This window comes from Pseudoflavonifractor phocaeensis, assembly GCF_016901735.1.
In the GTDB taxonomy this organism is placed as follows: domain Bacteria; phylum Bacillota; class Clostridia; order Oscillospirales; family Oscillospiraceae; genus Pseudoflavonifractor_A.
Genome location: NZ_JACLZC010000047.1, coordinates 1 through 24,827, shown reverse-complemented (window position 1 = coordinate 24,827; position 24,827 = coordinate 1). Strand labels below are relative to the sequence as shown.

General features: G+C 50.4%; 28 protein-coding genes and 1 pseudogene. 21 read left to right on the top strand and 8 right to left on the bottom strand.

What is annotated here, in order from left to right:
- On the bottom strand, window positions 1–1,699 hold a 1,699-nt coding region (locus H7U37_RS10545; protein WP_204875566.1), incomplete at its 3' end, for an AAA family ATPase.
- Window positions 1,696–2,838: an exonuclease SbcCD subunit D gene (locus tag H7U37_RS10540; RefSeq protein WP_204875565.1), complete on the bottom strand. Its 1,143-nt coding sequence runs from the start codon at window positions 2,836–2,838 to the stop codon at window positions 1,696–1,698. The genes H7U37_RS10545 and H7U37_RS10540, both read right to left, overlap by 4 nt.
- A 249-nt stretch (window positions 2,839–3,087) precedes the next feature.
- Here H7U37_RS10540 and guaA point away from each other — a divergent pair.
- Window positions 3,088–4,011 (top strand): annotated as a pseudogene (gene guaA, locus H7U37_RS10535) (glutamine-hydrolyzing GMP synthase); the annotation flags it as partial.
- A gap of 207 nt (window positions 4,012–4,218) precedes the next feature.
- Here guaA and H7U37_RS10530 read toward each other — a convergent pair.
- A complete protein-coding gene (locus tag H7U37_RS10530) occupies window positions 4,219–4,752 on the bottom strand; it encodes a helix-turn-helix domain-containing protein (protein WP_204875563.1) in 534 nt (177 codons plus the stop codon).
- 421 nt (window positions 4,753–5,173) lie between these two features.
- Between H7U37_RS10530 and H7U37_RS10525 the strand changes: the two genes are divergently transcribed.
- From H7U37_RS10525 to H7U37_RS10465, 13 genes are all read left to right on the top strand, one after another.
- Window positions 5,174–5,377: a helix-turn-helix transcriptional regulator gene (locus H7U37_RS10525; RefSeq protein ID WP_087189495.1), complete on the top strand. Its 204-nt coding sequence runs from the start codon at window positions 5,174–5,176 to the stop codon at window positions 5,375–5,377.
- Between the two features lie 2 nt (window positions 5,378–5,379).
- Window positions 5,380–6,462 (top strand): site-specific integrase, encoded by a 1,083-nt coding sequence (locus H7U37_RS10520; RefSeq protein ID WP_204875562.1) that lies wholly within the window; start codon window positions 5,380–5,382, stop codon window positions 6,460–6,462.
- A gap of 4 nt (window positions 6,463–6,466) precedes the next feature.
- Complete coding sequence (locus H7U37_RS10515) at window positions 6,467–6,802, top strand: plasmid mobilization protein (RefSeq protein ID WP_204875561.1); 336 nt, start codon at window positions 6,467–6,469, stop codon at window positions 6,800–6,802.
- Window positions 6,792–8,078, top strand: a complete 1,287-nt coding sequence (locus tag H7U37_RS10510; RefSeq protein ID WP_204875560.1) for an AAA family ATPase — start codon at window positions 6,792–6,794, stop codon at window positions 8,076–8,078. The genes H7U37_RS10515 and H7U37_RS10510 overlap by 11 nt, the downstream gene beginning before the upstream one ends.
- Complete coding sequence (locus H7U37_RS10505) at window positions 8,075–8,308, top strand: complexin-2 (protein ID WP_204875559.1); 234 nt, start codon at window positions 8,075–8,077, stop codon at window positions 8,306–8,308. The genes H7U37_RS10510 and H7U37_RS10505 overlap by 4 nt, the downstream gene beginning before the upstream one ends.
- Window positions 8,309–8,779: 471 nt before the next feature.
- Window positions 8,780–10,114 (top strand): plasmid recombination protein, encoded by a 1,335-nt coding sequence (locus tag H7U37_RS10500; protein ID WP_204875558.1) that lies wholly within the window; start codon window positions 8,780–8,782, stop codon window positions 10,112–10,114.
- A gap of 145 nt (window positions 10,115–10,259) precedes the next feature.
- On the top strand, window positions 10,260–10,559 hold the full coding sequence (locus H7U37_RS10495; RefSeq protein WP_204875557.1) for a hypothetical protein: 300 nt from the start codon (window positions 10,260–10,262) through the stop codon (window positions 10,557–10,559).
- Window positions 10,560–10,889: 330 nt separating this feature from the next.
- Window positions 10,890–11,996, top strand: coding sequence for a DNA cytosine methyltransferase (locus H7U37_RS10490; RefSeq protein ID WP_207751994.1), 1,107 nt, complete (start codon window positions 10,890–10,892; stop codon window positions 11,994–11,996).
- The gene (locus tag H7U37_RS10485; RefSeq protein WP_204875556.1) at window positions 11,989–12,924 is read left to right on the top strand and encodes a DUF4928 family protein; all 936 of its coding nucleotides are present in this window, start codon (window positions 11,989–11,991) and stop codon (window positions 12,922–12,924) included. Before H7U37_RS10490 ends, H7U37_RS10485 begins: the two co-directional genes overlap by 8 nt.
- A gap of 6 nt (window positions 12,925–12,930) precedes the next feature.
- Window positions 12,931–13,347: a DNA mismatch endonuclease Vsr gene (locus tag H7U37_RS10480; RefSeq protein ID WP_204875555.1), complete on the top strand. Its 417-nt coding sequence runs from the start codon at window positions 12,931–12,933 to the stop codon at window positions 13,345–13,347.
- Between the two features lie 42 nt (window positions 13,348–13,389).
- Window positions 13,390–14,484, top strand: a complete 1,095-nt coding sequence (locus tag H7U37_RS10475; protein WP_204875554.1) for a DNA cytosine methyltransferase — start codon at window positions 13,390–13,392, stop codon at window positions 14,482–14,484.
- 1 nt (window position 14,485) lies between these two features.
- Window positions 14,486–15,112 carry a hypothetical protein gene (locus H7U37_RS10470; protein WP_204875553.1) on the top strand — a complete coding sequence of 209 codons (627 nt, stop codon included), beginning with the start codon at window positions 14,486–14,488 and terminating at the stop codon, window positions 15,110–15,112.
- A complete protein-coding gene (locus H7U37_RS10465) occupies window positions 15,105–16,262 on the top strand; it encodes a DUF262 domain-containing protein (RefSeq protein ID WP_204875552.1) in 1,158 nt (385 codons plus the stop codon). The genes H7U37_RS10470 and H7U37_RS10465 overlap by 8 nt, the downstream gene beginning before the upstream one ends.
- 304 nt (window positions 16,263–16,566) lie before the next feature.
- Here H7U37_RS10465 and H7U37_RS10460 read toward each other — a convergent pair whose 3' ends face one another.
- Together H7U37_RS10460 and H7U37_RS10455 are read right to left on the bottom strand one after the other, a co-directional pair.
- On the bottom strand, window positions 16,567–17,412 hold the full coding sequence (locus tag H7U37_RS10460; protein ID WP_204875551.1) for a GIY-YIG nuclease family protein: 846 nt from the start codon (window positions 17,410–17,412) through the stop codon (window positions 16,567–16,569).
- A gap of 12 nt (window positions 17,413–17,424) precedes the next feature.
- Window positions 17,425–17,949 carry a helix-turn-helix domain-containing protein gene (locus H7U37_RS10455; RefSeq protein ID WP_204875550.1) on the bottom strand — a complete coding sequence of 175 codons (525 nt, stop codon included), beginning with the start codon at window positions 17,947–17,949 and terminating at the stop codon, window positions 17,425–17,427.
- Window positions 17,950–18,251: 302 nt separating this feature from the next.
- Between H7U37_RS10455 and H7U37_RS10450 the strand changes: the two genes are divergently transcribed.
- The 5 genes from H7U37_RS10450 to H7U37_RS10430 all read left to right on the top strand — a co-directional run bounded on the left by H7U37_RS10450 (window position 18,252) and on the right by H7U37_RS10430 (window position 21,761).
- Window positions 18,252–18,446 (top strand): helix-turn-helix domain-containing protein, encoded by a 195-nt coding sequence (locus H7U37_RS10450; protein ID WP_006571508.1) that lies wholly within the window; start codon window positions 18,252–18,254, stop codon window positions 18,444–18,446.
- 2 nt (window positions 18,447–18,448) lie between these two features.
- Entirely contained in the window at window positions 18,449–19,522 is a 1,074-nt protein-coding gene (locus H7U37_RS10445) for a site-specific integrase (protein WP_204875549.1), read from the top strand.
- A gap of 2 nt (window positions 19,523–19,524) precedes the next feature.
- A complete protein-coding gene (locus tag H7U37_RS10440; protein ID WP_204875548.1) occupies window positions 19,525–19,860 on the top strand; it encodes a plasmid mobilization protein in 336 nt (111 codons plus the stop codon).
- Window positions 19,850–21,025: an AAA family ATPase gene (locus H7U37_RS10435; RefSeq protein ID WP_204875547.1), complete on the top strand. Its 1,176-nt coding sequence runs from the start codon at window positions 19,850–19,852 to the stop codon at window positions 21,023–21,025. Before H7U37_RS10440 ends, H7U37_RS10435 begins: the two co-directional genes overlap by 11 nt.
- Before the next feature lie 487 nt (window positions 21,026–21,512).
- A complete protein-coding gene (locus H7U37_RS10430) occupies window positions 21,513–21,761 on the top strand; it encodes a DUF6061 family protein (RefSeq protein WP_204875546.1) in 249 nt (82 codons plus the stop codon).
- 64 nt (window positions 21,762–21,825) lie between these two features.
- Here the strand turns inward: H7U37_RS10430 and H7U37_RS10425 are convergent, their stop codons facing one another.
- The 3 genes from H7U37_RS10425 to H7U37_RS10415 form a co-directional block, all read right to left on the bottom strand.
- On the bottom strand, window positions 21,826–22,164 hold the full coding sequence (locus H7U37_RS10425) for a GIY-YIG nuclease family protein (RefSeq protein ID WP_204875545.1): 339 nt from the start codon (window positions 22,162–22,164) through the stop codon (window positions 21,826–21,828).
- A 302-nt stretch (window positions 22,165–22,466) separates the two neighbouring features.
- On the bottom strand, window positions 22,467–22,652 hold the full coding sequence (locus H7U37_RS10420; protein WP_204875544.1) for a hypothetical protein: 186 nt from the start codon (window positions 22,650–22,652) through the stop codon (window positions 22,467–22,469).
- Window positions 22,653–22,713: 61 nt separating this feature from the next.
- Window positions 22,714–23,079 carry a hypothetical protein gene (locus H7U37_RS10415; RefSeq protein WP_204875543.1) on the bottom strand — a complete coding sequence of 122 codons (366 nt, stop codon included), beginning with the start codon at window positions 23,077–23,079 and terminating at the stop codon, window positions 22,714–22,716.
- A 219-nt stretch (window positions 23,080–23,298) separates the two neighbouring features.
- On the opposite strand from H7U37_RS10415, the gene H7U37_RS10410 reads away from it, so the two are divergent.
- Both H7U37_RS10410 and H7U37_RS10405 read left to right on the top strand, forming a co-directional pair.
- The gene (locus H7U37_RS10410) at window positions 23,299–24,366 is read left to right on the top strand and encodes a WYL domain-containing protein (protein ID WP_204875542.1); all 1,068 of its coding nucleotides are present in this window, start codon (window positions 23,299–23,301) and stop codon (window positions 24,364–24,366) included.
- A complete protein-coding gene (locus tag H7U37_RS10405) occupies window positions 24,363–24,797 on the top strand; it encodes an OST-HTH/LOTUS domain-containing protein (RefSeq protein ID WP_204875541.1) in 435 nt (144 codons plus the stop codon). The genes H7U37_RS10410 and H7U37_RS10405 overlap by 4 nt, the downstream gene beginning before the upstream one ends.
- The last annotated feature ends 30 nt before the right edge of the window (window positions 24,798–24,827 follow it).

Sequence of the window (24,827 nt, the reverse complement as noted above, 5' to 3'; positions counted from 1 at the left end):
CCTGGCGGGAGAGGACGGCGGGGGCGGGATGGCTGCAGGAGCCGCACACCGGACAGGGTTGGCCGTCGGCGAGACTTTGGGCCAGGATGCCGGCCTGCTCGTCCAGGAAGGCGCGGTGGGTGCGGTTATAGACGGCTTCCAGTTGGTCGGCGGTTTGGGCCAGGCCGGTATAGGTCTCCTGTGCCTGCCTGAGCTGTCGGGAGAGGTCACGGCAGGCCGCCTCCATTTGGAAGAGGCGGTCCAGCTCCTTCTGCTCTTCCCGGATCTCCTGCTGCCGGTGGAGGAGGCTCTCCTGCTGAGCCTCGGCGGCAGCCAGCGGTTGGAGGGCGGCCTTGTGGGCCTGGATACGGGCCTCCCCCTCTTCAGACAGGCGGCGGATATCGTTTTGCCGCTGGCGCAGGGTCTGGTAGTCGCCCTCCGCGGCTTCCAGCTGGGAGAGGCAGTTTTTCCGCTGGGTCAGGGCGCTGTCCAGCTCCCGGACCTCCTGCTGCCGGCGGAGGAGGGTTTCCTCCTGCTGCCGCAGCTGCTCTGCTCTGGCGGGAGCCTGGGCCAGCGCGGTGAGCTCCTGCTTTTGCTGTATGAGCCGATGGCTGACCTCGTCCCGCTGGCGGGATAGGGTGAGGGCGGCGCTGTCCGCCTGTTCTCCCTGGGTTTTGGCCTGGCGCAGATCGGATTGAAGGCGTTCCAGCTCCTCATAACGAGGCAGCTCGGCGTCCACTGCCGCCAGCGCGCCTTCCACATTTTGCCGCTCCTGAGCCCGGCCTTCTTCGGCCTCCAGCCGGGCCTGGAGCTGCCGGACCTGGGGGGTGAGGGCGGTAAATTCGGCGCTGGTCTTTTCCAGCTGGTCCTTGGTCTGGGCGCGTGTCTGGCACTGCCCCAGACGGGTGTTGACGTCCGCCAGTTCCTCTTCCAATTGGGCCAGATCACGGGAGAGCTGGGTCTGCCGCGCTTCGTCCTGGCAGATCAGAGTTTCCAGCAGCTGAGCGGTCTCCTGGAAGGGGAGCTTGCCCGCCTTGGCCTCCTGAAGGGCGGCGGTGCAGGGGTGGTCGTCGGGGCAGCGGATGCCGTCGATGTATTGGGAGACGCTGGCTCTGGCCTTGTCGCAGTCGGCGCGCAGGCCGGCGTGCTCGGCTTTCAGCGTTTCCTGCAAAGTCTGATAATAACCGGTCTGGAAGAGCTGACGGAAAATGGCCTTGCGTTCATCGGTGGAGGCCAGCAGCAGCTTGAGGAAGTCGCCCTGGGCGATCATGGCGATGCGGGAGAACTGGCTGCGGTCCAGACCGATGACGGCGGTCACGGCGGCGTTGACCTCTCTGGTTTTGGTGACGAGACGGCCGTCGGGATAGGTGAATTGGGCGTCGGCCCGCTGGAGGGTGGTACCCTGGCCCCGTTTGGCGGGGCGCTCATATTCTGGGTTGCGGCGGACGGTATAGGTCTTATCGCCGCAGGAGAAAACCAGCTCCACTTCCGTCGGGGTATCCGGATCGGCGTATTTGGAGCGGAACATGGAGGGGTCCCGGTTGTCGCCGCTGGGCTCGCCGTAGAGGGCGTAGGTAATGGCGTCAAAAAGGGTGGTCTTGCCGGCGCCGGTGTCGCCGGTGATGAGGTAAAGGCCCCGCCGGCCCAGCTTGTCCAGCTCCAGGACGGTCCGTCCCGCATAGGGGCCAAAGGCGGAGAGAGTCAGTTTCCGAGGTCTCAAGGTGCGTCCTCCTCCCAAATGGTTTCGATCAGTCCGCGGATCAGGTCCTGCTGGGCTTCTCCCATGGGCTGATTGTTCTGCTGCTTGTAAAAGGCCTCAAAGAGGGCCAGGGGGGACTGCCGCTCCACGTCCTCCAGGGCCAGGAGCTGTGCGCTGGTCCGGGTGCGCAGGTTGTCATAGTCCAGCTTCATGAGGTAGGGGTAGAGAATCCGCAGCTTGGCGGCGGCATCCGGGATGTCCTCCTCGTCGGTGAGGGTGATATGGAGATAGGTATTGGGATAGTCGGTGCCCTGGTAAAAATCCCGGCGGGTGAGGACGTCGTAGGTCCCCTTCAGCTCCCGCAGATCCCGCATGGGAGTGAGGGGCAGGGTACGGATGGAGACGGAGCCCTTGGGGCCAAGCTCCACCAGGGTGACGGATTTTTCCTGCCTGGCCTCGGAGAAGGAGTATTTAAGGGGGGAACCGCAGTAGCGCAGGGTATCTCTCCCCACGGACTGGGGGCCGTGGAGGTGCCCCAGGGCCACATAGTCGAAGGGGTCGAAAATGGCGGCGTCCACATTGTCAGAGCCGCCCACCGAGCGCTCTTCCGAGTCGCAGCAGGCGGCGCCGGTGACAAACTGGTGGGTCAGGAGGACCGTGCGCCGGTGGGGAGAAACGTCCATGGCGTCCACGGCGGTTTTCAGAGCGTCGGAATAGGACTGGATGGGTGCGTCGGGAAAGAAACGGCGGACGTGGGCGGGCTTCAAAAAGGGGAGCAGATAGAAGTCCACCGGGCCGAAGGCGTCGGTGAGGGTGACGGGGGAGACCTGGCCGTCATAGACGGGCGAGAGGTGGACGCCGCTGCGTTCCATCAGCCGGCCACCGAAGGCGATGCGCTCCGGGGAATCGTGGTTGCCGCTGATGACGAAGGTGTGGAGGTCCAGTTGAGAGAGGGAGACCAGAAAGCGGTCAAAGAGGGTAACGGCCTCGGCGGAGGGGACGGACTTATCATAGACGTCGCCGGCGATCAGGATGGCGTCGGGCCGCTCCGCGCGGATGAGGTTTAGGATCTGATCCAAAATGTACTGCTGATCTTCCAGCATACTATATTCGTTGACCCGTTTTCCCAGGTGCAGGTCGGACAGGTGGAATAGCTTCATGATTTGGAACACCTCACAATTGGTTGAGATGGGGGACGGTTCCATTATACCTTACTTGGTGGGAGGGAGCAATCATCCTTTCGCGTGGAGATGGTGCTTGCACAAGCGGGAAGGAGCGGGTATAATAAATTTATCCAAAATGGGAGAACGGCTGCACGGTGGGGCAAGCCGGCAGAAAAAAACGGAGGGAAAAGTATGAACAACAAGCGTCCCGAGACCATGGAGCGGATCACCACCGCGGCGCTGGCACAGGCGTTTATCGACGAGCAGGTCGGCCAGATCCAGGCGCAGGTGGGAGAAAAGAAGGTACTTTTGGCGCTTTCCGGCGGTGTGGATTCGTCGGTGGTGGCGGCGCTGCTCATCAAGGCCATCGGTAAGCAGTTGGTGTGCGTCCACGTGAACCACGGCCTTCTCCGCAAGGGGGAGCCGGAGCAGGTGGTGGAGGTATTCCGCAACCAGATGGACGCCAATCTGGTGTATGTGGATGCGGTAGACCGCTTTTTGGACAAGCTGGCCGGGGTTGCCGAGCCGGAGAAAAAGCGTAAGATCATCGGCGCGGAATTCATCCGGGTCTTTGAGGAGGAAGCCCGCAAGCTGGAGGGCATCGAATTCCTGGCTCAGGGCACCATTTACCCGGACATTCTGGAGAGCGGTCCGGTGAAGGCCCACCACAATGTGGGCGGGCTGCCGGAGGACCTGCAATTTGAGCTGGTGGAGCCGCTGAAGTTCCTGTTCAAGGACGAGGTGCGTGTGGTCGGCAAGGCGCTGGGCCTGCCGGACGGCATGGTGTACCGTCAGCCCTTCCCGGGACCTGGTCTGGGCGTGCGCTGTCTGGGCGCCATCACCCGGGACCGTCTGGAGGCGGTGCGGGAGAGCGACGCCATTTTGCGGGAGGAGTTTGCCAAGAACGGCTTGGAGGGCAAGGTTTGGCAATACTTTACCATTGTGCCTGACTTCAAGTCGGTAGGCGTGCGGGACGATAAGCGGGCGGACGAGTGGCCGGTGATCATCCGTGCGGTCAACACGGTGGACGCCATGACTGCCACGGTGGAGGATGTCCCCTTTGCGCTTTTGCAGCATATTACCCAGCGGATCACCCACGAGGTAAAGGGCGTCAACCGGGTATGCTACGACCTGACGCCCAAGCCCACCGGCACGATCGAGTGGGAATAAGCAAAAAGTGGATATGAGGGCCCGCAAACCCTTAAAAACACTGACTTTTTGATTTTCAAATTCCCCATTTGATAGCAGATTGATAGCACTCGTCGAATCCATACTTGCTGATTTTTTGGCAGGTAACGGGCGGTTTGCAGGTGCAGATTAAAAACTTATCCAAGAGAAAAGGTCTAACCGATTTTTGCAAGTCGGTTAGACCTTTTTTTATTTTCCTTTCTTGTCCTTGTTCAGTTCCTCTACCAGCATATCGCTGAGGCCCTGAGAAGGGATAACCTTATGCCAATGGCCTGTGGTATCAAACTCCGGGTAGCGGTAACGCCAGCGGTCGTAGTCCTCTTTGCTGATCTCTCCCGACTTCAGCTTGGCCGTCTGTTCTCCCCAGGCGCAGAGCATCTCATGGAACCGGGCCGCTTCTTTTCCCTGGAACACATCCACCCGAAGATGTACTTCTCCATCACACTCGCAGATTTTCAGTCCGTAGCGATCCTCAAGCGTGAACAGCGTGTGCATAAGACCCACATAGGAGTCGATGTCTGGCACAGCCAGGGCATGAGGAGAAACATCCAATATCTGTGCCAGCGCAGCAGTCAGGTCTGCTTTGGGCGTCCGCGACCCGTTCTCGTATTGAGCAAGGCGCACATCGGCGGACTTCTCCGGGAAGCCCAGCGCCATACCAAGATATTTCTGTGTCATGCCCCGCAGAGTGCGGAAAAAGTGAATGCGTTCTCCAATCGCCATAACGGCCAACTCCAATCTGGATTCTTGATAATTTTAGCATAGCAGAAATGCTTAGGATAGTCAAGAGAAATCTAAGCAAATTTATTTAATATTTTTCTGTAAGCCACTTGACTTTAACCGTTATGCTTAGTATAATGAAGATGATATAAACAAATAAGTTTAAGTCATAAAAATTTTACAAATTAAATACCCGCCAAACGGCAAAAAAATGTCCGTTGTAAGGTGAGAGGGGGAATTTCAGACGAAGCAAAACTGAATGACCGTCCGACAGATACTTTCTCCAGGGAAGCAGGCGACGATATGAGCGTGCCAAGGAGAAAAACAAACGACACAGCGCCGGGAAGGGTTGCCTGTCAGAGTCTGAAGGGTGAAACGGCAAACGAGAAACAATTACGACAAGGAAAGGAAGGTATTTTTGCGTATGGCAGGACAGATTTTTATGCGTGTGGATGAAGTGGCTGAGGAGCTGGGAGTATCTAAACCCTACGCTTATAAACTCATTAAGCGAATGAATGAGGAACTGGCACAGACTGGCTGTATCACGATTGCTGGCCGGATTGACCGGAAATTCTTTCATGAAAAATTCTACGGTACGAGGACTGAGACGAAAAGGAAGGAGGGCTGAATATGGCCGCATTCAAAAATAAAGACAACGGAACATGGTATGTTCAGTTCCGTTACACGGACTGGAGGGGTGAGCGCCAGCAGAAGCTTAAACGCGGTTTTGCAACCAAAAAAGAGGCGTTGGCCTGGGAACGGGAATTCCTGATGGAGAAACAGGCCGATGTAAATATGACCTTTGAGAGCTTTGTTTCTCTATATGAGAAGGACATCAAACCCAAACTGAAGCTCAATACCTGGCTCACCAAAGAAAGCATCATCAAGAAGAAGATTCTGCCCTACTTTGCCAAGCGGAAGCTGTCGGAGATTACGGCCAAGGACATCATTGACTGGCAGAATGAAATTCGCAATCTTACAGATTGTCACGGAAAGCCCCTGTCCAAGACCTATCTGAAAACGGTTCACAACCAGTTAAGTGCAATTTTCAATCATGCAATCCGATATTACGGCCTGCAAGTCAATCCGGCACAGAGGGCGGGAAATATGGGAACAGAAGAACGGCGGGAAATGCTGTTCTGGACGCGGGAAGAGTACACCAAATTTTCTGAGGCGATGATGGACAAACCCCTCTCGTTCTATGCATTTGAGATGCTTTACTGGTGCGGAATCCGGGAAGGCGAGCTGTTGGCACTGACGCCCGCGGACTTTGACTTTGAGAAGCATACCGTTACCATCAACAAATCTTATCAGCGACTTAACAAACAGGATGTCATCACGACACCTAAGACGCCCAAGAGTAACCGTGTTATCCAGATGCCACATTTTCTGTGCGATGAGATACAGGACTATCTCAAGCAGCTCTATGGTGTGGAACCGGACAGCCGTATTTTCCCTGTCAGTAAAAACTATCTCCACCGTGAGATGGATCGGGGCTGTAAAGAAACTGGGGTAAAACGCATTCGCATACATGATTTGAGACACAGCCATATTAGCCTGCTGATTGACATGGGATTTACCGCTTTGGCAATCGCAGAACGGGTAGGGCATGAGAGTATCGACATCACCTACCGCTATGCTCATCTATTCCCCACCCGTCAGGTGGAAATGGCTGACAAGTTGGACTCACTGAAAACTGAGAAAGGAGCTTGAAACAATGTCTATGAAAAATCTTGACCGCCACAACCGCTGGCGGAACAAAACGGTGGCTTTCCGAGTGTCTCCGCAGGAGGACGAGCAGCTTGAAATCTTCGTCAAGCTGTCCGGCCTGACGAAACAGGATTACATCACCCGGCGGCTGCTGGAAAAGGAGGTCGTGGTGCAGGGCAATCCCAGAGTCTATAAGGCCCTCCGGGACGAACTGGCCGCTGTGCTGGACGAGTTGCGGCGCATTGAGACCGGACAGGGCGTGAACGATGAGCTGCTGGACACCATCCAAATGATCGCAACCATTATGAACGGGATGCAGGAGGACACTGTCTATGGGAATTGACGCAAAAGAAAAGACTGCCCGAAGCACATCTGTTGGCGCAGATGAGAGGCAGTCCATTCAAAAAGATTCTGACAACAGTATACCCGTTTCAGAGGCAAAACGCAACGGGGAAACGGAAAATTCTACGGAAAGTCTGGAGGAAATGTACCGCAAGATGCAGCGTATGGCCGACCCGCGATACCTGCACACGCTCACCATGACCGAGCTGTTTCAGACCTCCTACAAAAGCCGCCCGCCCATCATTGAAAATTTGCTCCATTCGGGGGCGTATCTCCTCGCGGGTGCGCCCAAGATTGGAAAGTCGTTCCTGGTGGCGCAGATCGCCTACCATGTCAGCACCGGGCAGGCGCTGTGGGGCTGCAAGGTCCACCAGGGAACAGTTCTCTACCTTGCATTGGAGGATGACTTCCAGCGCATTCAGAACCGGATGTTTATGATGTATGGCGTGAACGATACCCCGAATCTTCACTTCGCCACCGCTGCCGGAAAAATCGGGAACGGTCTGGACGAGCAGTTGGAAAACTTCATGCGGGAACATTCAGATACCAAGCTCATCATCATTGACACCATGCAGAAAATCCGGGAGGTGGGAGGCGAGGCATACAGCTATGCCAGCGACTATGAAATCATCGGCAAGCTCAAGCAGTTTGCGGACAAACATTGTATCTGCGTATTGACCGTTCATCATACCCGGAAGCAACCTGCCGGGGACGCTTTCGAGATGATCTCCGGCACCACGGGCCTGCTGGGCTGCGCCGATGGCTCGTTGCTGATGCAGAAGAAAAAGCGGACCGCGTTGGAAGCCACCATTGATGTGGTGGGCCGCGACCAGCAGGACCAGATTCTCTACTTGAAAAAGGACCCGGAAACCCAGATTTGGAATTTGGAGCGCATGGAAACGGAGCCGCACAAGGAACCGCCGGACCCTGTGTTGGAAGCGGTGGCCCGGATGGTCAATGCCGGTCAACCGGAGTGGACGGGCTCTCCCTCGGAGTTGGCCGCAGCAGCGCAGGTTAATATGGCTGCAAACGCGCTGACCAAGTATCTGAATGTCAAATCCGGCAGGCTGTTGGAGGAATATCATGTGGGCTACGAGAACAGGGCGCGCCACGCCGGGCGGCAGGTGAAACTCACCTATATGCTGGTGGAGGCTCCGGCTTTTGAAGTGGTTGAGGATGGGCGCGACGGTAGCGACGGTTGCAACGGTGAAAATGCTACCACCCAAACAACCGTCGCTATCGTCGCAGCCGTCGCGGAGAGGAACGGAAGCGAATGAAGAATGTGCAGATTCCCTATGACCTGTTCGTGGCGCTGGTGGAGTATCACCTCGGCTATGATGACGAATACGAGGATGAAATCCGGCAGGGATTGGAGCAGAAACTGGACGCCTTGGTGCGGCACGAGCTGTACGCCAAATATAAAACTGATTCCAGCGCGGAAGAACGGGAACAGGCCCGGCAAGCGTACCTGGACCGGCGCGGCGTATTCCCGGATTTTCGCTGGTAACAGGAATTTACTTTCGTACTAATCTCGCAAATGAAATTAGCACCAAAGTAAATTTTCCCTCTGTTGGCATGGACAGGAGCGTGACACGCTCCTGTGGCTGGCGGACAAGGCAAATTGACTGGCAGCACACGCTTCCCGCATCCCCTGTCCCCATCGAAAAATCCGCAGATTTGGAGATGGCTAAGGCCGGGAGAATCCGGTGGATTTTCCCGGCCTGTGGACGGTGGAATTGGAGCAAACACGGTAGCGAAAAGTCCGCCGGTCACACCGCATTTTGAGGCTGTGGGTATCACCTGCAAGCCGAAAAAGGCGGCGAGGCTCCCGCAGGAGCCGCACTCCCCCTCGGAGAGCCCACGATACTTTGCAGCCGCAGGATGAAAGTATCATAGTGGGTTATTACACTTCCGCAGAAGTGCATCCCCAAAAGCTACCCGCATCTCAACCGCCCTTGTGGGGCGAGAAAGGAGTTCTATGGCAAGAGGCGACGGTATCCATCGTACCAGCGCAAGAAACATGAGACTGACCACACCCAAACTGAAAAACGCGCAGCAACACAACGAGCGTGAAAAAGAATCGTATGTCAACCAGGATATTGTCCCGGAACGCTCCCATCTGAATGTCCACTTCAAGAAACCTAACGGCGGCTATCTGGAACAGTTTGAACAGATGGAGGCAGACGGTATCATCTCCACACGGGGAATCAAGGTGGACGCTTTCCGCTTCGGCGAGCTGATCTTCGATGTAAACTCTGCCTACTTTTTCAACCACGGCGGATATGACTTCGCAAAACAATTTTACCACGACGCATACCAGGCTGCAATCAAAATTGTGGGCGGCGAACAGTACATTCTGTCGGCGGTCATGCACGCAGACGAGCGCAACCGGGCCATGTCCGAGGCGCTGGGGCAGGATGTGTATCACTACCACCTTCATGTGGTCTATGTGCCGGTGGTGGAGAAGCAAATCCGCTGGTCCAAACGGTGCAAGGACAAGTCGTTGATTGGCAAGGTAAAAGAAACGGTCATGCAGGTCAGTATGAGCAAGAAATGGGCGTCCAAGCCGGTTTTGGATGAAGTCACCGGCGAACCGCTGAAAACGGCGAAGGGCAAGCCTGTCCTTAAAAAATCGTATAGCGTGTTGCAGGACGATTTCTTCCAGTATATGCGTGAGGCCGGGTACGCCGATGTGGAGCGCGGTGAGCGCGGCAGCTCCGAGGAACATCTGACGGTGACGCAGTTTAAGGTGGAAAGAGAGCAGGCGCGTCTGGCGGAGCTGCAAACAGAAAAATCGGAGGTTCAGGCGGAGATCGGCCAGCTTCGGACAGATAAGGCCGAAGCCGAGAAGGCGGCCAAAGAAGCGCAGACGGAACTCCGCCTATTAGCGCCTAAACTAAAACACATGGAGAAATTGGCGGCCGAGTATTCTTCCGATCCAGAGGACCTGCTGCCACTCCCCGATAGAATGGAGTCCGCCAAATCCTACCGGGAGAAAAAGTCCAAGCCGCTGTTGGAAAAGATCGTCAAGGTGGTGCGCTCCGTTTACCGGGCTTATCTGGATGTCTGTCAGAAGTTCGAGTTGTTGCAGCGCAAATATGATACGGAGGTTCCGTATTTGAAAAAGCAGTTGGACGAGATCAAGGGTGAAAATGCAGAATTGCAGGAAACCGTCAGAGACTATCACCGGCTGTGTCGGGCCTATGGGCCGGAGCGAGTGGCCGAAACGGTGGCCGCTGTCAAGCAGCAGGAACAAGTGGAAAAAGAGCAGAAACGCAGTCAAAAGCGGCGGCATGACCGGGATGCGCGGTAATCCCGTTTAGACCTGAGAAAAAAGGATTTTTACGGATAGAGGCATCCGAACTGAATCATGTATCGTTTGGGTGCTTTCTATCTGAAAATCCGCTTACTTTTGCCGGTGTAGAGCCGGAGAAAATTTATGAAAATGCGGAGGTTTTATGAGAACAGGTCTTTCCAAGAAGCAAAAGACAACCAGCGTCTTTTTTGACGAGGCAAGCCCTATCATTGAGGTGTGTACCTACAACACGTCCCTTAAAAACCGTTTGAACGAGTATTCGGCAAAGTACCCAGCCGAGTGCCGGTTGGTGGACGATGACGAGAATGGTTGTCTCACATTTGAGATCAGGAAAGGGCGGTTCAGTTTCAAGCTGAATGCCCCATACAGCGCAGAGCGCCGGAAGGCGGCCAGCGAGCTGGCAAAGAAGAATATCCAGAACTTGCAGCAAGGAAAGAAGTGATGGCACGCCGCCCGTGGGGAGGGTACTTCACGGGCGTTTTGTGATCTTTCTTCTGTAAATTGCAGGTCAGGGCTTGCTTTATTTCGCTTAAACGAATATAATATATTTGGTGTAGTGTTCGCATCCATAGTGATTATGAGGTGTCGCAAGTGAATGGATATATAACGGTTCAAGAAGCCGCCGAAAAATGGGGTGTGACCCCGCGGCAAGTTCAGATATTATGCAAAGAAAACCGCATAGCAGGCGCATCGCGCATGAGTCGTATCTGGATTATCCCGGAAAACGCCGAGAAACCGACAAGCGATAAACGAGGACAAGGTAGGGAAAGAAATGATTCTTCAAAGCACCGTGTATCAAAAACAGAATATTGACCTATCTTCTGCTCCTTGGACGATGCATGAGTTTTTTGCTGGTAGCGGCCTTGTGGCGTATGGACTAAGGGGGATGTTCGCGCCTGTTTGGGCAAACGACATCAGCGAACAAAAGGCCGCCGTCTATGAAGCCAATTTCGGGTGCGAACGGTTTGTTCTGGATGACATCAAGAACATCAAGGGGGCCGATCTACCGTTCGCTCATCTTTCATGGGCCAGCTTTCCCTGTCAAGACTTATCTCTGGCGGGTTCTATCGGCGGAATCCATGCGTCCCGCAGCGGTTTGGTGTGGGAATGGTTGCGAGTGTTGGATGAGATGGACGATAAACCGAAGATTCTCTTGCTGGAGAACGTGGCGGGTCTGCTTTCGACAAACGGCGGCGATAATTACCGGGTTCTTCATTTGGCGCTTGTGGAAAGAGGGTATCGCTGCGGAGCTGTTTTGCTGAATGCGTCCCACTTCGTTCCACAGTCCAGACCGAGAGTATTCATTATCGCCGTGCAGGAGGATTGTCCCATTCCAGAGGAATTGGTGGGTGACGGGCCATGCTGGCTCCATAACAGCGCCGCAACGCAATTGGGCCGTGAACTGCCGGGATGGGTCTGGTGGCATACGGAAAAGCCCTCGCGCCGTGCCGTATTCCTCAAAGATATTGTCGAGGATAACGCAACCTTTGATAAAGACGATGTTTTACGTCTGGTTCCCGAACGGCATTGGAGCAAATTGCGGGCGCACGACACTGTGTACGCCACAGGCTATCGCAGGACGAGGAACGGAACGCAGCAGTTGGAGCTGCGCTTTGATGGAATTGCCGGTTGCTTGCGGACGCCGGAAGGCGGGAGCAGTAAGCAGTATCTTGTAGTTAAAAAAAATGGTCAGATACACGCGCGGCTTTTGACTGTGCGCGAAGCGGCCAGACTGATGGGAGCGCCAGACAGCTTTGAACTTCCCGGGAGTTATAACGACGGATATAAAGCGATGGGCGACGCAGTGGCCGCGCCGGTCGCGCAGTTTATAGGGGAGCGATTCCTAACCAAAATTGCGGAGGCGGTATATAATGATTAGTCCCGAAGAACGCTTGAGAGTCTTTCAAGCTGAAAACCATATTACTACGAAAGGGCCTCTCTCTTTGGTTGTGCAGTTTACCCGCATGGTGAGAGATAAGGCATTCCCGTTGAACCCCGACGACTTCCAGACAAGCAGTAAAGGACAGGTAGCGGGGCTTGGCGGGGCCAACTTGAAGAAAATTTTGAGAGAACACGGCATCACCCAGCAATTATCCTCTGAAGGTGGTAGAACCAGCCGGGGTAGCATGGGCCTGATGATTAAATATGTGGACTTTCTGAACGCATGGAACGCAGAGGAAGCGGTAGACTTCTCCATAGTTGAGGACTTTTGGGCCGAACAGGTACGAGAGTATTTTAGAAATCAACCGTTTGTTCTGACCGCCGACACCTCCAAAACAATCGGTGCGAACCTGGACGATCTGTTTGAGCAGGCAAAAAAGCGTCAAAAGCAGAACGCCGGAACGCAGTACCTCGGCACAGTGTTGCAGCATCTTGTGGCGGCGAAACTTTGCTTGATCCTGCCGGAGGGGTCTTTTGAAATTCATGGAGCCTCTGTGGCGGACGGCCCCACAGACCGCAACGGCGATTTTGTCATCGGAAATACAGTCATTCACTGCACGACCATGCCCGGCGCGTTGCTGATTGAAAAATGCAAGGCAAATCTCCGCGCTGGTTGCCATCCCGTCATCATCACGATTTTCGAGCGCGTGCATACCGCACTCAATCTTGCCGAGGATGCTGGTCTGGCCGGGCGAGTTGAAGTGTGGGACATTCAGCAGTTCTTGTCCGCTAACGTCTACGAGCATAGTCTCTTTGACGAGTCCAAGAGAAACTCCACGCTCTCTGGCATCATTGACCGATACAACAAGATCGTGCTGGAGGCGGAAACCGATCCCAGCCTTCGCATAGAGTTTGAAGCCAGGTGAATTGCCGTGGCTGATGTTTTCGATGCGGAAAAGCGATCTGATATTATGCGTCAGGTCAAATCTAAAAAGAACAAGTCCACAGAACTGCGGTTGATTGAAATATTCAAGGAGAACGGGATTACAGGCTGGCGGAGAAACTACCCGGTAAAAGGGCATCCAGATTTCGTGTTCCCAAAGAAGAAAATCGCTGTGTTTGTGGACGGTTGTTTCTGGCATGGGCATGACTGCCGAAACACTCGCCCTGCCGATCATCAGGAATATTGGCAAAAAAAGCGCGAGCGGAACATGAAGCATGATAAAGAAGTAACGGCCATGTTCGAGGCGCGCGGCTGGATGGTGTTGCGGATTTGGGAGTGCGAACTAAAAAAGAAGAATGAACAACAATTAATTAGCAAAATACGGACTGTTCTGGGTGGAGAATAACACAGCTCTGATGGATGCTAAGCACATTAGGAGAGAAGAAAAATGCCAATACAGGTATATTCTTTTTTCTCTGGGGTGGGATTCTTAGACTTAGGTTTTGAGAATGCAGGCTTTGATATTGTTTTCGTCAACGAACATAATGAACGCTTTTTGCAGGCATATCAGTACGCAAGAAGAAACAACAACCATGTTCCAATTTATGGTTATAGTAATGAAGATGTACGCGTTTATTTGTCGGATGAAAAATGGCAAGAAGCTTTTCCAGAGTATAACAATGACAGAAATAACTTGATAGGGTTTATAGGTGGTCCTCCTTGTCCAGATTTTTCTATTGCAGGGAAAAATGAAGGAGAAACCGGAAAAAATGGACAACTGACATCTGTGTATGTGGAGTTGATAATTAAGCGTCAGCCAGATTTCTTTGTTTTAGAAAATGTGAGAGGATTGTGGGGCACAAAGAAACACAAAGAGTTTTATGACCGTATAAAGCGTAGATTATATCGAGCTGGATATTCTCTCTTTGATTCCGTCGAAAACGCACTGTGTTATGGCGTTCCCCAGTACAGGGATCGACTCATTCTAATTGGCTTTAAAAGAACAAGATTTGGCAGAAACATTATATATCAAATTGGGAATAATCGCACATATGCTCTTGATGATATTCAAAAAATTCCTTGGCCAGAGGTTTCTCCATATGTAGAGAACGGTGATATGGCTATGCCTGAAAATATAGTTCCGGAATTGACTGTACAACACTGGTTTGAGCAAAATCATGTTCTTAATCATCCTAATGGACACGATGTATTTGCAATAAAAAACATGAAAAAATATATTACTATCCCAGAAGGAGAATCGAGAGGAAAGTCTTTTAAAAGGCTTCATAGATGGAGGTATTCACCCACGGCTGCATATGGAAACAACGAAGTTCATTTGCATCCATATTTACCACGAAGAATCAGCGTTGCCGAGGCGCTGGCAATACAATCTTTGCCAGAATGGTTTGAGCTTCCACAAAATATTTCCTTATCTTCTAAATTTAAAATGGTAGGAAATGGGGTACCATATCTACTTTCATATGGTATCGCAAGTGAATTGTATGAATGGATTTATGCTTTTCGGCATAGAATAGGAGAATAAAATGCCTGGTCAAGAAGATTTAAAAGCGGATTTACTATCCCTTGAACCCAAAGGTTTTTATTTCAAGCATATTGTAAAATCTCATAACTGGTATTTTTCAGATTATTTGCATATCCCGCAAGATGAGTTTGTGGATAAAATGGACTTCTTTAAAGAAATTGTGTCAACTGAACTTGGCATAAGCTTCCATAGTCTACAAATTGTAGGGAGTGCAAAGACTGGATATAGCTTATCGCCGCATAAGTTGTTCCGGCCTTTTCACGACGAAATTCCGGGGCAACCTTCCTCGGATATTGATATTGCGATAGTATCGGATAAGCTTTTTCAACAATTTTGGGATGAACTTAGGACTATCAAAGGAATATGGTATAATCAAAGATACTATAATCGATTAACAGAGTCCATTTTTCGCGGATATATTAACGAAAAAGACTTACTGGAAATTAAAGGGCCTTGTGAACGGTGGGAAAATTTAACTCGCCCTATAAATGTTTCTTTACAGGATAAGTTGGGGTTTATTCATCCAATTACATATAGACTGTATCGCAGCTGGGATGATTTGGAAGAATATCAAATCATCGGAATATCTAAGGCTCGTCGCTATTTGGAGGAACAAGGAAATGTTTAACTACACAGATAATAGAAAAAGCATCAAAGATATAACTTCTATGTTTAGCGAAGGAAGTTTAGTTGTTGATGAAACATATCAGCGTAGATCAGTTTGGAGTGAAAAAGACAAAATTCGTTTAATTGAAACGGTTCTGTTGAATCTGATTATTCCAGTACTATTTTTTTGGAAAGCAGAGACTGACCCTGAAACAGGTGCGTCTATTACGCATATTGTCGATGGACAACAGCGTATTAAAGCAATCTGCTCTTATGTGAATAATGAGTTTAAGTTGAAGCCACAGCATTTATTGGATGCGTCTGCAAAGGGAAAGTACTCGAATAAATTTTTTAAAGACCTTGACCCTGACGATAAGAAATCTTTTTGGAATTATCAGCTTATGGTCATTGATATTGATCCAATGGCAACGCGTTCTGATATTATTACGATGTTCAATAGACTAAATTTAACGGACTATAACCTCAACGACCAGGAAAAACGTAATAGCATGTCTGGTGAGTTTGCTTCACTGGCTCGAGAGTTGTCTGAAATAGCAATTTGGGACGAGCGACATCTGTTTACCACAAAAGATGTCAAGCGTATGAAAGATGTGGAATTTTGCGCATCATTGATTTTGTTGTACAGAAAAGGGATTATAGACCAAACAGATCAGTCGGCATTGAATCAAGCCTATGAGGAACTGCAATCCGGGTATAGTGATGCTGAGAAGGATAAAGAGGCAATTCTTGAAGCAATCGACATTATCCCCAAGTTTTTTGTTTCAGATGATGTAACAAAATTTCTTAAGAAGAAAACACAACTTTACACATTGTTCTCAGTTATCTTTTATATGCAACGGTCAAGCATCAGTCTTAAAGAGGAATATTTATCTAATCTCCAACAGTTTGTTAAGCTATACTCTGCATTCAATAATGACATGGACTTGACAAAACAAGTTACTGAGGATGAGAAAGTCTTATTTGATTGGTTGAAAAAGTATAAATTAGCATCTTCAGAAGGATTGAATAAACACACGAATAGAATGATACGCTACAATGTCATGAAAGATTTTCTGTTTGGCATGACAGATAATCTGGTTGCAGCTGCGGACACCCTCTATAATAAAATGCTTGAGACTTCCATAGCGCCATCAGAAGATCCCGAGGAATAAAGCGTAAATATTACCCACTGATAGCACAAGGCTGATAGATTTTTGATAGCAGAATGTCGGATAGACCATAGGATAAGGATAATCTGTATCAAAACAAATAACACCGAATCAAATCCTCTATACAAAAAAGTTTAGAAATGGATTTAACTCGGCGAGTGGGAATAATTTCAGGGGCCCAGAAAAGCCTGATTTTACTGGGTTTTTGAGGGATTAAGGCCCTTTGTGGCAACGATTTGGCAACACTTTTTCATTATTCATAAAAAGAGAGCTAACTGATTTTGATTAGTCAGTTAGCTCTCTTTTATTATGTAGATTCTGTTTCAAATGATTTTAGGGTTTTCCCTTGGTCAGTTTTCCATTGCTGTGGGCCACTGATACTATAGCCTGCAGCAAAAGCAGCAGCGGCAGAAGAGCTTGAAAATAATTTGTCGTTTTGAAGTATGCCATCTTTTATTTCACCAGAAGTCCGACTTTGCTCAACTTTCTTTTTGATCCCATTATTTAGGGAATCAGCTGATACCTCATGAATAGAAGATCCTTTTAGTAATACAAAGCCATCCGCTGTCCGCATCCCGTATGCTTTTCCAGAGCCAGCAGAAACCGAAAATACAGGGTTCTCGCCTTGATTATTAGGTTGTTCCTCCGAATACGATTCAAACGCTTTATGACCTAGAGCATTAATCAGTATTTTTGCGTTATAAATGAATTCTTCAAGTTCGGCCTGCTCTGCTTCTGAAACAGAAGACTTTGTAGGGGTATTACTATTATCGATGGAGTATCTGTCACATTCTTTTGCAAGAGTATAGAATCGATTCTCTAAATATTTTATGTGAGCTTTGTTAAGATTTGAATCTTTGCTAATAAACGCAATCGCTTCGTTCCAGTTATCTTTTTTCTCAAGATGTTGCTTTAGGCGTTTAATAATATCTTCCGCCTCACCAATGTAAATTAGAGGCCGATCTTTGGCGTCATCATAACCGAACAAGAAATATACACCAGGAGAGGCAAGTTCACTACGCTTCTCGCTTTCTTTAATCATGTTTCTTGGTAGCTTATAGGCAATTCCTGTCCAGTTAGATAATTCACATATCCATCGTCCATTTGGCGTTCCATCTACAAGGAAAAGCTGGATCCGTTTTCCAAATACCATCTTTATCTCTCCTTATCCCCTGTCACTGTTCAAATCTTTTAACAATCTATCACTCAATTCCTGTGATATAGCTCCAGCAATCTTCTGGGAGTTGTCAAACTCCGGGTAGTGATACCTCCACTTATCATAGTCCTCTTTAGAGATTTCACCCGCCTCCAGCATGGCAGCGGCCTGCTGCCAGGAGCAGAGCATCTCGTGCAGCCGGGCAGCATCCTTGTTCTTCCGCACATCAACCTTCAAGCAGACTTCTCCATCCATCTCGCTGATCTTGAGCCCGTAGTTGTCCTCCAGGGTAAACAGGGTGTGCATCAGCCCCACATAGGAGTCTATATCCGGGACAGAGAGGGCATGGGGCGAGACATCCAGTACCTGGGCCAGGGCAGCGGTAAGGTCTGCCTTAGGGGTTCTTGATCCTGTTTCATATTGAGCAAGGCGCACATCGGCGGACTTCTCCGGGAAGCCCAGCGCCATGCCGAGATATTTCTGTGTCATCCCCCGCAGGAGACGGAAAAAGTGAATCCGTTCGCCAATCGCCATATCATCCACTCCAATCGTTGATTGTCTTTAGGGAAAGCGTAGCAGAAATGCTTAGTAAAGTCAAGAGAATACTAAACAATTTTATTTAATTTATTTTGCGTACTGCGATTGACATAAGCTATTATGCTTAGTATAATGACAATAGACTAAGCATAATAGCTTAGAATCAATAAACAAAAAAGAACTGCCGCAATTCCCGGTTATACATTGCGGGAAAAAGTGGCGGACGAAAGTGAGGAGGCATTTACGGAACACAATATCCAGCCGCAGCAGCCATCAATGAGGAAAGGAAGGTATTATCCATGCAGGCACAAAACTTTATGCGCGTGGAGGAAGTGGCCCAGGAGCTGGGCATCTCCAAGTCCCACGCCTACAAGGTGATCCACAAGCTCAACGCCGAACTCCGTGAGAAGGGCTATCTGACCATCTCCGGGCGGGTCAATCGGAACTTTTTCATGGAGAAGTTTTGCTATGGCAAGACAGGAAAGGAGGGCTAATCATGGCAGTCTATAAGGAAGAAAAGACAAACACCTGGCGGGCGGTCTACCGCTATACTGACTGGAATGGCGAGCGCAAGCAGACCCAGAAGCGGGGCTTCAAGACCAAACGGGAGGCACAGGCCTGGGAGCGCGAACAGCTCAACAAGGCCAGCGCTGATCTGGACATGACTTTCAAGAGTTTCGTGGATCTCTACACGGCGGATATGAAAACCCGGCTCAAGGAGAACACCTGGGCTACCAAGGACCATATCATCCGCACCAAGCTGCTGCCCTACTTCGGCAGACTGAAAATGTGCAACATTACCGCCCAGCAGATTATCACTTGGCAGAACGAGATGCTGAACCATAAGGACGAGAACGGTAAGCCCTACTCGCCTGTGTACCTGAAAACGGTCCATAACCAGCTTAGCGCCATCTTCAACCACGCAGTTCGGTACTACAACCTCCGAGAGAACCCCTGCAAGAAGGCGGGCAGCATGGGCAAAAAGAAAAACCGGGAGATGATGTTCTGGACTAAGGAGCAGTACCTGAAATTTGCCGAGGTGATGATGGACAAGCCGCTGTCCTTCTACGCCTTCGAGATCCTCTACTGGTGCGGTATCCGAGAGGGGGAGCTGCTGGCCCTGACCCCGGCGGACTTTGATTTTGAGAAGCGCACCGTTACCATCAACAAATCCTATCAGCGGTTGAATGGCCAGGATCTGATTACCACTCCCAAAACCGAAAAGAGCAATCGGGTCATCACCATGCCGCAATTTCTGGCCGAAGAAATCCAGGATTACATCAAGATGCTCTACGGGATCGGACCGGATGACCGAATGTTCACCGTCACCAAGAGCTATCTCCACCGGGAGATGGACCGGGGAGCCAAAGAAGCCGGGGTACCGCGTATCAGAATCCATGATATTCGTCACAGCGCGGTTTCACTTCTCATCGACATGGGGTTCTCTGCCACGGCCATCGCGGACCGGGTGGGCCATGAAAGCATCGACATCACCTATAGCTACGCACACCTGTTTCCGTCCAAGCAGGCGGAGATGGCGGATAAATTGAACATGGAAAGGGGCAATTAAAAATGTCAGCAAAGAATTTGGATAAGCATAACCGTTGGAGGAACAAGACCGTGGCTTTTCGGGTCTCCCCGGAGGAGGACGCCCAGATCGAGACGGCAGTGAAGCTCACCGGCCTGACCAAGCAGGACTACATCATCCGGCGGCTGCTCTGCCGGGATGTGGTGGTCCAGGGCAACCCCAGGGTCTATAAGGCCCTGCGGGACCAGCTGGCCGCTGTGCTGGACGAGCTGTGCCGGATCGAAGCCGGGCAGGGCGTGAACGACGAGCTGCTGGACACCATCCAGATGATCGCTACCATTATGAACGGGATGCAGGAGGACTTTGCCTATGACCGATGAAAAAAAGAAAATGACCGCCCAGAGCTCATCTGTTGGCGCAGATGATGGGCAGTCAATCTCTCAAAATTCCAAGACCACTATACCAGACCCAGACGAAAAAAGCAATTCCCCCGAAAGAGATTTGGAGGAACTTTACCGGAAGATGCGCCGCATGAGTGACCCGGCATATCTGCATACTGTGACCCTGGACGAGCTGATGGACAATGTGTTCGAGGGCAAGTCCGCGGTGATTGAGAACCTGCTCTATACAGGAGCGTACATCCTTGCCGGAGCGCCCAAAATCGGCAAGTCCTTCCTGGTGGCGCAGATCGCCCATCATGTCAGCACCGGGCAAGACTTGTGGGGCTACAAAGTCCACCAGGGAACCGTGCTCTATCTTGCTCTGGAAGATGACGAGAGCCGCTTACAGCGCCGGATGTTCCGAATGTTCGGGGTGGAGGGGACAAGCTCCCTCCACTTCGCCACCAACGCTAAAATGATCGGCGGCGGCCTGGATGAACAGCTGGAAAAGTTCGTTCGGGAACACAGTGATACCAAGCTTATTATCGTGGATACCCTGCAAAAAGTCCGGGAGACGGTGAGTGACAGTTACAGCTACTCCAGCGACTATGAAGTGATTGGCAAGCTGAAACAATTTGCTGACCGATATGGTGTCTGTGTCCTGATCGTCCACCACACCAGAAAGCAGCCTGCGGGGGATAGCTTTGAGATGATCTCCGGCACCACGGGCTTGCTGGGCTGTGCGGATGGGGCGCTCCTGATGCAGAAGGAAAAGCGGACAGATAGCAGGGCCACCTTAGAGGTGGTAGGCAGAGACCAGCCGGATCAGCGGCTGTATCTGAGCAAGGACCAAGAGAGCTTGGTTTGGGGGCTTGACCATGCAGAGAATGAGCTTTGGAAGCAGCCTCCAGACCCGGTACTGGAAGCCGTAGCAAAGATCGTATCTACTGAGAACCGGGAATGGGAAGGCAGTCCTACCGAGCTGGCTCAGGCGATTCAAACGGATATGGCGGTAAACCGGCTCACCAAACATCTGAATGTGAATGCCAGCCGCTTGCTGGAAGAACATCAGGTGAAGTATGAGAACAAAACCAAGCACGCCGGGCGGCGTATCCGGCTAACTTACATGGTGGTGGAAGCACCTGCGTTTGAAGTAATCGGGTAAAGCGCGACGCTCGCAACGGTCGCGACGGTGTTTTGAGGGGTACTCTCAGCACCGTTGCGACCGTCGCCACCGTCGCGGAAGGAAAAAACTGGGGTGGTGTTTTGCCTCCCCATCTTTCCAGGGCTACGTTGTTTCACGGTAGCTCCCGAAACGATACGGGTGGGTGGGTGGAACAACTTGTTCCATAGGGTACGTCGTGTTTCATGACGTACCGGTTAGAGAGGGTTACAGCGTTTTGGCATTTCCCTCAGAAGCGTTTGGAGAACGCGCAGCCACAGAATGAAATTCTGTGTTCAAAAGGGGCTTGGGGGCGCTGCCCTCAACAAGCAGACGGCAGGAAATGTGAGTGTGTATTAACAGTCGCATTGCTTGCCCGTCGTGTGTGTGGCTATCCACACGCATTGCTTGCAAGTATCTAAAACAACCGAAACGGCCCTTGTGCCACTACGGAAACCAACTGAAATTTAAGTATTGGGAGGTAACGAGCATGAGAAAGATTTTGTCCTGTAAGTTTAACCTGGACACTGCCTGTGTGGAGCTGCGTCTGGCGGACGGGACGCTGCTCTCCATCGACTGCGCCACCGTGGAAAACGAGGTAGCTGACAATATGTACGAAAGGTCAGAGCTGGACTATCTCGTTTATAACGCTCCGCTTGAATATGCGGATTTGATACTCAACGGCGTTCTTGTTAAGTATCTGAAAACCGCAACCGTGTATAAGCCCTTTGAAAATTGACCGCACCGTCGCCCGTGGGAGCAATCCTACGTGCGGTTATTCTGGCATGAAGAAACCCGCAGGGCTATTTCCCTGCGGGTCGTCCTTCGCCTCCCTTCGATTTGTTCAGCGGGGGCTGGTGTTGTGCAATTTTTTGACGCTCATGTTCACGGCGAGTGTTAGATGTTGAGCGTCTATCAGCAACCTTGTATTCGATGGAGCCTGCCCCTGCTTGACCGGTAGAAAGTTTGCCGCTGCGGATATGTTCACCAGTACGACGAGCTAAGTTGTTGGTCTCACCAATGTAGGAGATGGCACCACCCGCATCACGAATACGGTATTCGCCGGGTTTGGAAGGGGGCTTCTGTCCCACACCAGTGGTAGGGTTATACTTGTTGGGGCGTCCGGGTTTGTATGTAGACATTGCAGTACCTCCTCGTTGGACTTGTTTTGTTGATTGTTCACTCATAGGGAAAGTATTTTGCGCGGGAGCAGCAATGGGCAGCGCATTCAACTCCGCTCTAGATGCCGATTGGGAAGCCTGATAGGTCCATTTGAAAAATAGGAAAGCTGAAACGACAGCTGCGAATGTCCGCAGTGTTTGCAGATAGGCCCCATATCTCCGACGGACGGATTAAAGGTATATGTGCGATGGCAACGGGCGCATCTCTTGGTCATCATCCTGATACTCACTTAGAAGCCTCCTTTCCAATGGCTCCAAAAAACTCATGCGAAAGCACTTTCGCTGTGCTCCGCATCTTCTGCAAGACCAATCATAAGTCCTGCACTGGCACCGGCGACAGTTCCTACTGCTGTTCCTGTGGCAACAGATGCACCTGTGAGTGTGGCGATTGCACCTCCAAGTGTAGCGCCGAGGCTGGATGCTGCGAGGACAGTAGACAGAATAAACATGAAGAACCCTCCTTAAATGTAGGTGAAAACACCCTTGTTTTTGTGAACGAGACTACAGGAATCATGATGCAGCATAAGCTTGGCTGGCAAAGTCTTCAGCGAGCAACCATCCGATTGCTTCTGTAATAGAGGCCGCTGTCCCAGCGTTGATGATGTTTCCGGCGATAGGAATCCATCCAATAAGAAGCTGTGACGCTGTACGCCCGACCGTTGCTGCCGCTACCGAAGCCAAAGCAGCCCTTGCTGCACTATCAGTCAGCTCAAGTCCAAACACTTTACCGAGAAAGACGGTCATTACCAACTGAATAGGGGTGATAATAGCGTTATCGCTGCCCGGAAGCTGAGCCAGTCCTGCACCTACCGCACCTGCGGATGCGCTAGCACTGTGAATAATGGCGTGGCACTTGGCCCGCTGATTGCTATTCATGTGTCTCATATGAACCTTCCCTTTCCGGCCCTTTGGCCTGTCCACTGTTCCTTCCTGTTGACAATTAGCATTATAGCTCTTATCGCCACAACCTGAAACGGACAGAGCAAAAGTTTTTTAGTTCCGTTTTTTGAAGATTATCCTGGTATTTTATCTAATTTAGTTCCATTACTATGGACTTTTGCGAAATATGTGGTAAAATATCAATGAGGTGATATCATGCCATTCGTAATAAAAGATGAAGACCAAGGTGGTAATAATAAGCAACACCTCAATCTCAGCACCTTGGCATATGAAGTTATTTCAAGCGATATGTTCACTTTCGGGGAGGAAAAGCTTTCCGGATTTATTAACACGGTTTTTGAATATTATTACCCATTAGCAGAGGCCTCGATTGGCAGAAGCTTAAATCGCCTCATTGGAGAACTTGATAAATGCCTGTCAAACATTCCTGGAGACGAGAAAACTAAGCAGCAAGTATTGGAAAGGCTTGTCTCTCAAAAAAAAGAAAGGCTTATAGAAAAGGCTAAATCATATGAGAGTGGCAAAACTTTTAAGTTTTGGCTGAACAAGAGAAATCTTGAATATCTAACTGAACGAAACTCTGAATGTTGTGAAGAGCGATACTACACTAAACGTGGAAAGTACATTAAATGTGTTCTTGAAGAATACGCGAGATTGCCCTATATTGATCGCGAAAAGATTTATTTTAGCCCATTAATGGAAGAAATACAGGCCGCTATCCGGGATAAGAGTCAGCTTAGGGTTGTCACTGGAAGAGATGTCATTTATAGTGTTTATCCATATGACATTCTCAGCGATCCGCTTTCTACCACTAATTACCTTGTAGGATACTGCACACGATATGGTAATTCAGAAGACGAAAAGCGTCCATGTTCATTTAGAATTTCTGCACTAAAATCAATCAGACAGGAGAAAAGCAAAAGTGCATTTCTCAAAGCGTCTTTATGGAAACAACTATCCCAAACGATTACGTCCCGCGGAGTTCAGTTCTTGGTGGGAAATGAGACAGAAATCCATGTCAAACTGACAAAAGCCGGCGTCACAAAATACCGCAGACAAACACATTTGCGCCCTCCTTTCGTAAGAGAGCAGGATAACGGTATATATGTTTTTCAATGTACCACAGCGCAAGCGGAGTTTTACTTCTTTAAGTTTGGCAAAGATGCAGAAATCATACATCCAGCAGAGTTGCGAAACAAATTTAAGATAATGTACGAAGCTGCAATAAACACTTATATTTGTGAGGGAGGTCAATTAGAATGACTACTCAAGAGAGAACCGATTTGTCCGCAAAAATCCTACAAGTTATCCGGAGTTTACAAAATGACACGGATCCGTGGGTGGATTTTGCACGCATTGGTGCGCCATTGGTGGCTGCCGGTGTACAGTATAAAAAGTATGGATTTCCAAAACTCAGACCATTCTTAAATGAGTTTCATGATATTCTAGCGTTTAAAGACGAGTGTCCCGGAGACGGCAAGCCACCAGTTTGTTATGTTCAACCGAAGACTTCTGATAAAAAATTATCTTGCTCAGAATGTGGATCACAAGTTGGTTCTTTAACCGTAACCGACTTTAAAGTAGAAAAACGTCCATCTCAAAAAACGTGGTTATTTCAGTCTGTCGAAAAACCCGGCTTATGCATCAAGCGTAAGCCGGGTCTGTATCATATTGGGGCCAAAAGAGGAGCATAAAGAGAGAGGTAAACTGCTCCTTCCACAACC

Excerpts from the sequence above, each read along its gene's own strand:
- H7U37_RS10540 (WP_204875565.1), bottom strand. The coding sequence starts at position 2,838 with ATGAAGCTATTCCACCTGTCCGACCTGCACCTGGGAAAACGGGTCAAC.
- H7U37_RS10530 (WP_204875563.1), bottom strand. The coding sequence starts at position 4,752 with ATGGCGATTGGAGAACGCATTCACTTTTTCCGCACTCTGCGGGGCATG.
- H7U37_RS10525 (WP_087189495.1), top strand. The coding sequence starts at position 5,174 with ATGGCAGGACAGATTTTTATGCGTGTGGATGAAGTGGCTGAGGAGCTG.
- H7U37_RS10520 (WP_204875562.1), top strand. The coding sequence starts at position 5,380 with ATGGCCGCATTCAAAAATAAAGACAACGGAACATGGTATGTTCAGTTC.
- H7U37_RS10515 (WP_204875561.1), top strand. The coding sequence starts at position 6,467 with ATGTCTATGAAAAATCTTGACCGCCACAACCGCTGGCGGAACAAAACG.
- H7U37_RS10510 (WP_204875560.1), top strand. The coding sequence starts at position 6,792 with ATGGGAATTGACGCAAAAGAAAAGACTGCCCGAAGCACATCTGTTGGC.
- H7U37_RS10505 (WP_204875559.1), top strand. The coding sequence starts at position 8,075 with ATGAAGAATGTGCAGATTCCCTATGACCTGTTCGTGGCGCTGGTGGAG.
- H7U37_RS10500 (WP_204875558.1), top strand. The coding sequence starts at position 8,780 with ATGGCAAGAGGCGACGGTATCCATCGTACCAGCGCAAGAAACATGAGA.
- H7U37_RS10495 (WP_204875557.1), top strand. The coding sequence starts at position 10,260 with ATGAGAACAGGTCTTTCCAAGAAGCAAAAGACAACCAGCGTCTTTTTT.
- H7U37_RS10490 (WP_207751994.1), top strand. The coding sequence starts at position 10,890 with ATGATTCTTCAAAGCACCGTGTATCAAAAACAGAATATTGACCTATCT.
- H7U37_RS10485 (WP_204875556.1), top strand. The coding sequence starts at position 11,989 with ATGATTAGTCCCGAAGAACGCTTGAGAGTCTTTCAAGCTGAAAACCAT.
- H7U37_RS10475 (WP_204875554.1), top strand. The coding sequence starts at position 13,390 with ATGCCAATACAGGTATATTCTTTTTTCTCTGGGGTGGGATTCTTAGAC.
- H7U37_RS10470 (WP_204875553.1), top strand. The coding sequence starts at position 14,486 with ATGCCTGGTCAAGAAGATTTAAAAGCGGATTTACTATCCCTTGAACCC.
- H7U37_RS10465 (WP_204875552.1), top strand. The coding sequence starts at position 15,105 with ATGTTTAACTACACAGATAATAGAAAAAGCATCAAAGATATAACTTCT.
- H7U37_RS10460 (WP_204875551.1), bottom strand. The coding sequence starts at position 17,412 with ATGGTATTTGGAAAACGGATCCAGCTTTTCCTTGTAGATGGAACGCCA.
- H7U37_RS10455 (WP_204875550.1), bottom strand. The coding sequence starts at position 17,949 with ATGGCGATTGGCGAACGGATTCACTTTTTCCGTCTCCTGCGGGGGATG.
- H7U37_RS10450 (WP_006571508.1), top strand. The coding sequence starts at position 18,252 with ATGCAGGCACAAAACTTTATGCGCGTGGAGGAAGTGGCCCAGGAGCTG.
- H7U37_RS10445 (WP_204875549.1), top strand. The coding sequence starts at position 18,449 with ATGGCAGTCTATAAGGAAGAAAAGACAAACACCTGGCGGGCGGTCTAC.
- H7U37_RS10440 (WP_204875548.1), top strand. The coding sequence starts at position 19,525 with ATGTCAGCAAAGAATTTGGATAAGCATAACCGTTGGAGGAACAAGACC.
- H7U37_RS10435 (WP_204875547.1), top strand. The coding sequence starts at position 19,850 with ATGACCGATGAAAAAAAGAAAATGACCGCCCAGAGCTCATCTGTTGGC.
- H7U37_RS10430 (WP_204875546.1), top strand. The coding sequence starts at position 21,513 with ATGAGAAAGATTTTGTCCTGTAAGTTTAACCTGGACACTGCCTGTGTG.
- H7U37_RS10425 (WP_204875545.1), bottom strand. The coding sequence starts at position 22,164 with ATGTCTACATACAAACCCGGACGCCCCAACAAGTATAACCCTACCACT.
- H7U37_RS10420 (WP_204875544.1), bottom strand. The coding sequence starts at position 22,652 with ATGTTTATTCTGTCTACTGTCCTCGCAGCATCCAGCCTCGGCGCTACA.
- H7U37_RS10415 (WP_204875543.1), bottom strand. The coding sequence starts at position 23,079 with ATGAATAGCAATCAGCGGGCCAAGTGCCACGCCATTATTCACAGTGCT.
- H7U37_RS10410 (WP_204875542.1), top strand. The coding sequence starts at position 23,299 with ATGCCATTCGTAATAAAAGATGAAGACCAAGGTGGTAATAATAAGCAA.
- H7U37_RS10405 (WP_204875541.1), top strand. The coding sequence starts at position 24,363 with ATGACTACTCAAGAGAGAACCGATTTGTCCGCAAAAATCCTACAAGTT.